The organism is Streptomyces sp. NPDC033229 (genome assembly GCF_055576875.1).
Genome location: NZ_JBVIQR010000002.1, coordinates 93,983 through 101,221 on the forward strand (window position 1 = coordinate 93,983; position 7,239 = coordinate 101,221).

Sequence of the window (7,239 nt, forward strand, 5' to 3'; positions counted from 1 at the left end):
CCACACGGAGCGTTAAACGGAAGCGCCCTATGGGTTGAAGTTCCCAGATCCCCCACGGTACGCCGCGTTTCCTGGAGTGCTGCGCGCGTGACGATGTGGTCAAGGTCTCGATGAGCACCCGGGAGTGGCGGTGCCGATTCTTTGTGGAGTCCCTACGAACGGGTGACACAAAGTTTGCTCTCTCGCCCGGGGCGTTGGGGCGGGCCTCAGGCCGTTCCGGGGCCCTCGACGGTTGGTTTACCCACCAGTAGCGTCCCCGAGTCGGCCAACTTTCCGGCCTCTGCGGCGACATGGCGCATCACCTCGGTCACCTGGTGTCTGCGCCGATGAAAATCAGCCAGTGGCAGCGCCGCCGATACGGCCTGCGCCGGGCCGCCGCCCGCGCCCGGGACGGGCACCGCGATGCAGGCCACGCCCGGTGCGCATTCCTCCACCTCCACCGCGAAGCCGCTCCGGCGCACCTGTCGAAGCTCCAGATCCAGCCGTTCCGGCGTGGTGATCGTGCGGGGGGTGATGGCCCGCATCCCGGAGTCCGAGAGATAGCGCAGCCGGGCGGCCCGGGGGAGGGCGGCGAGCAGGACCTTCCCATGGGCGGTGGCGTGTCCGTCGGTATCACGGCCGACGGAGAAGCCCCCGGTGGCCGGGTGGGAGGCGGCCGCTCCGGCCAGGACGGCGATGTCCCCGTCCCGGTACGTGCTGAAGTACGTGTCCGCCCCGGCCGCCCGCCGGACCCGGGCGAGCAGCTCGTGCACCCGCTCGTCCATCCGCATCTGCCGCTGGAAGGCGCTGTGCAGGGAGGGGACGCGATAGCCGAGGGTGTAGCCGCCGGAGCCGCGGACCAGATGGCCGCGCGCGGTGAGGGTGCCGAGCAGGTCGTAGACCGTCGACAGACCGCAGCCCAGCTGCCGGGCGAGCGCCTTGGCGGGCACCGGCCCGTCGGACGCGGCGACGGCGTCCAGCACGTCCAGAGCGCGGTCGACGGACTGCGGCATGACGGAAACGGCTCCTCGGAGGTCGGATCTTCGGTGGGTGCGGGTCTTCGCGGCTACGGGCTTCGGCGGGCGGACCCACCAGCTTCGCACGGCTGCCCCCGAGGCCCGCCCGGCTCCGCCTTCTCTACCAGCTCCGCGGAGCGCCATGGGAGTTTCCGGGAAGGAGCCCCCAGGTGGCCGAAGCGTCGGTGACCGAGATGACACGACATCGTTGGTGAAGTCATGATCAAGCGCATTGCAGCCGCCGCCGTTCTGGCCGGCGCCGCTCTCACGATGACCGCCACCTCCGCGTCCGCCGTGCCCACGCCCGTGCCCCCGCCGAACGCGACGGCGGGCGATGTCGTGACCCCGCCGCCGGGCATGGCGAAGGACGGCAACCCGCAGACCAGCGTCTACCCGGGCGTCACCGACGAGCTCGGCAAGATGCAGCAGCTCGAGAAGCTGAACGAGCTGGGGCAGCTCAATCAGGTCACCGGGGCCTTGACCCCGATCTTCGGCATCCTGCCGCTCTAGGCCTGTCCGGCGGGTCCCCGGCTGCGGGCCCGTCGTTGCCGCCTGCGGCGGCGAGCGCCCTGCGGGCGCGTCCTCAATCGCCGGACGGGCTGAAATCAGCCCGCTGGGGGCACCTCCCAGCGGTAGCTGGGGGAGATTGAGGACACCGCCGCGCAGCGGTGGTGCGCCGACGGGCGCCCCGCCGTGGAGCGGTTCGTCACACCCACAGGTCGGTGATCACGACGCCCAGCTCGGCGAGCTGCTTGCGGAGCAGGGGGAGCGACAGGCCGATGACATTGCCGTGGTCGCCGTCGATGCCCTCGACAAAGGGGGCGGACCGGCCGTCGAGGGTGAACGCCCCCGCCACGTGAAGGGGCTCGCCGGAGGCCACGTACGCGGCGATCTCGGTGTCGCTCGGCTCGCCGAAGCGGACCGTCGTCGAGGCGGTGGCGGAGACCTGGCGGCCGGTGGCCGTGTCGATGACGCAGTGGCCGGTCCGGAGCACTCCGGACCGGCCCCGCATCGACTTCCAGCGGGCGGTGGCGTCCTCGGCGTCGCGGGGCTTGCCGAGGGCCTCGCCGTCCAGCTCCAGCACCGAGTCACAGCCGACGACGAGCGCCCCGGCCGCCTCCGCCCGCGCGGCCACGGCCGCGGCCTTCGCCTCGGCGAGCACCCGCGCCAGCTCGGCGGGGGTCGGCGCGGTGATCGCGTCCTCGTCCACACCGCTGACGATCACCTCGGGCGCGAGCCCGGCCTGACGCAGCAGGCCGAGTCGGGCGGGGGACTGGGAGGCGAGGACGAGGCGGCGGCGCTCGGGGCTGTCGTTCATACGGGCCAGCCTAAGAGGTCCGCCGCCCGCCGGTGGCTCAGCCGACGGCCGCGGCCACCTTCCCGCTCATCCGGACCGGTTCCGTGCCCTCCTCGTTGTGCCGGTCCGCCCAGTTCGTGAGGGCGGTCAGGCACGCGTGGTCGAGGTGCCGCAGCCCGGACAGGTCGAGTTCGATCGGCCGGTCCTTCGGCAGCGCTTCGAGGGTGTCGAGCATGTGCGGCAGCCGCAGGAACGTGGCGTTGCCGGTGAGCCGGACGTGGACGGGGCCGGTATCGCCTTCCTCGTTGTCCTTGACGTTCATCTGGACGTGTGAGATCTCCCAGGCGGTCTTGGCGACCGCGAGCAGCAGACCGGCAAGGACGCCCTCGAACATGTTCGTCGTGACGATGGCGACGGCGGTGACCGCCAGCACCACGGCCTCGCCGCGGTGCGCGCGCCACAGCGGAACCAGGTCACGGACCGGGACGAGCTTGCAGCCCGCGTGCACCAGCACTCCCGCGAGGGCCGCGATCGGGATCACGCCGAGCGCCGCCGGGAGCAGTGCCGCGAACAGCAGCAGCCACAGGCCGTGCAGGACGCGCGAGGCCTTGGTGCGGGCACCCGCCTGGACGTTGGCCGCGCTGCGCACGATGACCGCGGTCATCGGCAGCGCGCCGAGCAGCCCGCAGACGGCGTTGCCCGCGCCCTGGGCCATCAGCTCCTTGTCGTACTCGGTACGCGGTCCGTCGTGCATCCGGTCCACCGCCGCGGCGCTGAACAGGCTTTCGGCGGAGGCGATGAGGGTGAACGCCAGGATCGTGCCGAGCAGGGCCACGTCGCCCAGGTCCAAGAAGGCGCTGACGCCGGGCGGCTGGATGGCTTCCAGCAGTCCCTGCACCTCGACCTTGGCGACGGGCAGGGAGAACAGGGCCGTGGCGGCCGTGGCGAGTGCCACCGCCACCAGCGGGGCGGGCACGATGCCGGAGATCCGCGCGGGCAGCTTCTTCCAGAGCACCAGGACGGCGATGGTGCCGGCGCCCAGGGCGAAGGCGGCCAGGGCATCCCGGTCGGCGGCGATGTCGCCGACGAGTCCGGGGAGCCCTGCGATCTTGTCCAGCCCGGTGCTGGGGGCCTTGAGGTCGGCCATCGCGTAGGACTGGCCGAGGATGAGGACGAGCCCGATGCCGGCCAGCATCCCCTGGACGACGGCGACGGAGATGGCGCGGAACCAGCGCCCGAACCCCAGGAACCCGAGGGCGAGTTGGATGGCGCCGGAGGCCAGGACGATCACTCCGAGGGTGCCCAGTCCGTGGGTCTGGACGGCCTCGTGGACGAGGACGGTCAGCCCGGCCGCCGGGCCGCTGACCTGGAGGGAGCTGCCGGGCAGCAGGCCGACGACGAGACCGCCGACGATGCCGGTGACCAGGCCGAGTTCGGCGGGCACCCCCGAGGCGACGGCGACGCCGACGCACAGCGGCAGGGCGACGAGGAAGACGACGAGTGAAGCGGTGAAGTCCCGTCGCAGGGTGGCGGGACGAAATCTGGAATGCATGGATTCCTCACGTGGGTGGGGAAGGCGAGCTGCGGTGATCCGATGCCGCGGATCACCGCCGGCGGTTCACAGGGGCAGGAACCCGGCTTCGTCGCCAGCGGTCTGGTGGGCGAGGACGGCCCCGGTGTGGACCTCGTAGTACCAGGCGTGCAACCCGAGTTCGCCCAGGGTGAGTCGCTCGGCCACGCAGGGGTAGGCGCGCAGCCGATCGAGCTGGGCGAGTGCGTGCCGCTGCACGGGCTCGGCCACGTCGGGACCGTCGGTGTCGGTGCCCGCTCCCTTCAGCTCGGCCGATGCCCCGCGCTCCAGCCAGCCGCGGACCGCGGGCAGCCGGGTCAGGTCCTCGTCGCGCACCAGCGCGCCCACGGCGCCGCAGTGGGAGTGTCCGCAGACGATGATGTCGCGGACGCCGAGGACCGAAACGGCGTACTCGATGGTGGCCATTTCGCCGGAGGGGTGTTCGGTGCTGTATGCGGGGACGATGTTGCCCGCCGTACGCAGCTCGAACAGGTCTCCGGGTCGGGTTCCGGTGAAGAGCGTCGGCACGACACGGGAATCGGAACAGGTGATGAAGAGTGCTTCGGGGGCCTGGCCCAGCTCAAGGCTGCTGAGTTCCCCGGTGGTTTGAGGCGCGCGGGTCGAAAAGGCGCGGGCGTGGTCGATGAGGGACTGCATGAACGGCTGACCTCCTGGAGGTCGTCGTTGTCGGTCGGACATCGAAGACGTTGCGTTGTCGGTACGTCTCGTATGGATTTATGCGGGTATGGGTGTGAGGCACCGGAGGGAGATCGGTGCGGCCGAGAATTCGGCGAAGAAGTCGCTGTGCTCAGTGCCGGAACACACTCGGTGCCGGAACGCGCTCAGCGCCTGGGCACGCTCAGTGCCGGAACACCTGGAACACGGTGGAGAGTTGATGGCTGGATCCGCGAGCTGACGCGGGCATCCGCCAATCGGGTTGCCCCGCACCCGATCCGACGCGCGCGGCGTCCGGCGAGTTGCCGGAGGGCGCGGTGGGCGTGGGCCGCTGCCGGAGCTGCGACATGGTGCCGCTGGGGGCACGGCTGCGACGGACCTGATCGTCGTCGCCGCGTTCGTCGGTGTGGAGGCGGTCGGTCTCGGCGGCCTGTGCCGCGTAGGAGGCCGACGACGGCGTCATCGCGGGTTCCCCGGATGGCGCCGACTGGGCGAGCATCAACAGCGACAGGGCGAGGGCGAGGAGCGTGCCGACGAAGCCGGCGGACCGGTGGCGCATCACATCTCCCCTCCCTCGTACGAGTGACTGTGGAGATCGATTCTAGTCACACGAGGTGTCGCGGCAGGGGCGGAGCGATTTCCTCTCAGTTAAGTCCGAGGATCGTACGATTTTCCGCCGGTGGTGTTCGGCGGCCATTCGGTGGGTGTTCGGCGGGCAGTCGAACGGCCTTTGCGGCAGGGCTGGTTACTTCTTGAGCACGGACTCCATGACCTTCTTCGCGATGGGGCCCGCGAGCCCGCCACCGGAGATCTCCTCGCGGTCGATGCCCGACCCCTCGGGATCGATGAACACCGCGACGGCGACCGGCGAGCCGTCGCCCTGCTTGGCGTAGGAGACGAACCAGGCGTACGGCAGCTTCTCGTTGTTCACGCCGTGCTGCGCGGTGCCGGTCTTCGCGCCGACCGTGACGCCGTCGATGAGCGCCTTCTTGCCGGTGCCGTTCTCGGCGGTGTTCTCCATCATCGCCTGCACCTTCTTGGCGGTCTCGGCGGAGACGGCCTGGTTCATGACCTCGGGCTCGTGCTTCTCCAGGACGGACAGATCGGGGCCGCGCAGCTCCTCGACCATGTAGGGCTTCATCACCTTGCCGTCGTTGGCGAGGCCCGCGGTCATCATCGCGATCTGCAGCGGCGTGCTGTCCAGGCTGCCCTGGCCCATGCCGGTCAGCGCGGTCTGCGGACGGTCGAGCTTCTTGGGGTAGAGGCTCTCGCTGGCCCGCACGGGGGTGAACACCTCGGAGTTGAAGCCGAACTTCTCCGCCGTCTCCCGCATCTTGTCCTTGCCGAGCTTGGCCGCGAGGTCGAGGAAGACGTTGTTGCAGGACCACTGCAGACCGGTCTTGAGGGATGCCTTGTCGCAGGGCGCGGACTTGATGTCGTTGCCGATCTTGGTGGTGCTGTCGGGCAGCTGGTACGGGGCCGGGGCGTCGCCCTTGGCGTCGATGTCCGAGACCAGTCCGTGCTCCAGCGCTGCCGCCGCGGTGAGGATCTTGAACGTCGAGCCCGGGGGGAACCGCTCGCGCAGCGCCCGGTTGTTCATCGGCTTGTCCTTGTCGTCCTGGAGCTTCTTCCACTCCGCCTTGTCCTTGGCGGACTGCCCGGCGATGAGCGACGGGTCGTAGGACGGGGTCGAGGCCAGGGCGAGGATCTTGCCGGTGCGCGGGTCGAGCGCGACGACCGCGCCCTTGTACTTGCCGAGCCCCTCGTAGGCGGCCTTCTGCGCCTTGGGGTCGATGGTCGTCACCACATCGCCGCCGCGGGACTTCTTGCCCGTGAGCATGTCGCTGGTGTGCTGGAAGAAGAGCCGGTCGTCCTTGCCGCTGAGCAGCTTGTCGTTGACGCCTTCGAGGAACGTGTTGCCGTAGCCCTGCGAGGAATAGCCGGTGACGGGGGCGTACATCGCGCCGTCCTTGAACGTGCGCTTGTACTTCAGGTCGCCGTCGGTCGCCGTGGAACCGGTGACGGGCTGGCCGCCGACGATGATGCTGCCGCGCGGCTGGGCGAACCGGGCGATGGTCACCCGGTGGTTCTTCTCGTGGTTCGAGAGCTCGCCGTTGCGTGCGAACTGCACCCAGGTGGCCTGGGCGAGCAGGGCGAACACCAGCACCCCGACGAATATCGCTATGTGGCGTACGGGCCTGTTCATGGTTCGACGCACTCCCCGGTTCGCGGCATATCACTGGTAGTGATGCCAATGGGGAGGATTTGGTTGCAGGTGTAATGCACCTGTGTGTCCGCTGTGCCCCTGCTGCGGTCCGGTGCGCGGCCGGACCGCGATCAGGCCACGCCGAGCATGAAGAAGAGGATCACCATGCCGACCGCGAGCACGACGCCCGCCCTCCGGAGCATGGCCTGCGCCTCGCGCAGCTCCTCGGGCGGTTCGTCGGACGGGTCGGACCAGAGCATGCTCTCCATGGTCCGCCCGGAATGCGTGGCGCGCCTGAGTACGCATACTCAAGCGCGCGCCTCTCGCCTGGCCGGCGGTCGCTTCGGCTGCGGGCCGGTTGTGCCGCCTGCGGCGACGGGCGCCCTGCGGGCGCGGGGGGGGGGGGGGGGGGGGGGGGGGGGGGGGGGGGGGGGGGGGGGGGGGGGGGAGAGGGAAAAGGGGGGGGGGGGGGGAAAAAAAACAGCACGCCCCTTTC

General features: G+C 70.4%; 8 protein-coding genes. 1 reads left to right on the top strand and 7 read right to left on the bottom strand.

The features are described from left to right. Window positions 1-206: 206 nt before the first annotated feature. Window positions 207-992: an IclR family transcriptional regulator gene (locus tag ACZ53N_RS02315; protein WP_469139089.1), complete on the bottom strand. Its 786-nt coding sequence runs from the start codon at window positions 990-992 to the stop codon at window positions 207-209. Window positions 993-1,214: 222 nt separating this feature from the next. On the opposite strand from ACZ53N_RS02315, the gene ACZ53N_RS02320 reads away from it, so the two are divergent. Beyond that, on the top strand, window positions 1,215-1,505 hold the full coding sequence (locus ACZ53N_RS02320) for a hypothetical protein (RefSeq protein ID WP_469139090.1): 291 nt from the start codon (window positions 1,215-1,217) through the stop codon (window positions 1,503-1,505). A gap of 196 nt (window positions 1,506-1,701) precedes the next feature. Here ACZ53N_RS02320 and ACZ53N_RS02325 read toward each other — a convergent pair whose 3' ends face one another. The 6 genes from ACZ53N_RS02325 to mmpB form a co-directional block, all read right to left on the bottom strand. Beyond that, window positions 1,702-2,313, bottom strand: coding sequence for a Maf family protein (locus tag ACZ53N_RS02325; protein WP_469139091.1), 612 nt, complete (start codon window positions 2,311-2,313; stop codon window positions 1,702-1,704). Between the two features lie 37 nt (window positions 2,314-2,350). Then, the gene (locus ACZ53N_RS02330; RefSeq protein ID WP_469139092.1) at window positions 2,351-3,844 is read right to left on the bottom strand and encodes a SulP family inorganic anion transporter; all 1,494 of its coding nucleotides are present in this window, start codon (window positions 3,842-3,844) and stop codon (window positions 2,351-2,353) included. Between the two features lie 66 nt (window positions 3,845-3,910). Next, window positions 3,911-4,519: a carbonic anhydrase gene (locus ACZ53N_RS02335; protein WP_469139093.1), complete on the bottom strand. Its 609-nt coding sequence runs from the start codon at window positions 4,517-4,519 to the stop codon at window positions 3,911-3,913. A gap of 202 nt (window positions 4,520-4,721) precedes the next feature. After that, window positions 4,722-5,096, bottom strand: a complete 375-nt coding sequence (locus tag ACZ53N_RS02340) for a hypothetical protein (RefSeq protein ID WP_469139094.1) — start codon at window positions 5,094-5,096, stop codon at window positions 4,722-4,724. A gap of 186 nt (window positions 5,097-5,282) precedes the next feature. Continuing rightward, window positions 5,283-6,743 carry a peptidoglycan D,D-transpeptidase FtsI family protein gene (locus ACZ53N_RS02345; RefSeq protein ID WP_469139095.1) on the bottom strand — a complete coding sequence of 487 codons (1,461 nt, stop codon included), beginning with the start codon at window positions 6,741-6,743 and terminating at the stop codon, window positions 5,283-5,285. A gap of 131 nt (window positions 6,744-6,874) precedes the next feature. Next, entirely contained in the window at window positions 6,875-7,003 is a 129-nt protein-coding gene (gene mmpB / locus ACZ53N_RS02350; protein ID WP_362220146.1) for a morphogenic membrane protein MmpB, read from the bottom strand. Window positions 7,004-7,239: the final 236 nt, after the last annotated feature.

Coding starts and splice junctions, on each gene's coding strand:
- ACZ53N_RS02315 (WP_469139089.1), bottom strand. CDS start 992: ATGCCGCAGTCCGTCGACCGCGCTCTGGACGTGCTGGACGCCGTCGCC.
- ACZ53N_RS02320 (WP_469139090.1), top strand. CDS start 1,215: ATGATCAAGCGCATTGCAGCCGCCGCCGTTCTGGCCGGCGCCGCTCTC.
- ACZ53N_RS02325 (WP_469139091.1), bottom strand. CDS start 2,313: ATGAACGACAGCCCCGAGCGCCGCCGCCTCGTCCTCGCCTCCCAGTCC.
- ACZ53N_RS02330 (WP_469139092.1), bottom strand. CDS start 3,844: ATGCATTCCAGATTTCGTCCCGCCACCCTGCGACGGGACTTCACCGCT.
- ACZ53N_RS02335 (WP_469139093.1), bottom strand. CDS start 4,519: ATGCAGTCCCTCATCGACCACGCCCGCGCCTTTTCGACCCGCGCGCCT.
- ACZ53N_RS02340 (WP_469139094.1), bottom strand. CDS start 5,096: ATGCGCCACCGGTCCGCCGGCTTCGTCGGCACGCTCCTCGCCCTCGCC.
- ACZ53N_RS02345 (WP_469139095.1), bottom strand. CDS start 6,743: ATGAACAGGCCCGTACGCCACATAGCGATATTCGTCGGGGTGCTGGTG.
- mmpB (WP_362220146.1), bottom strand. CDS start 7,003: ATGCTCTGGTCCGACCCGTCCGACGAACCGCCCGAGGAGCTGCGCGAG.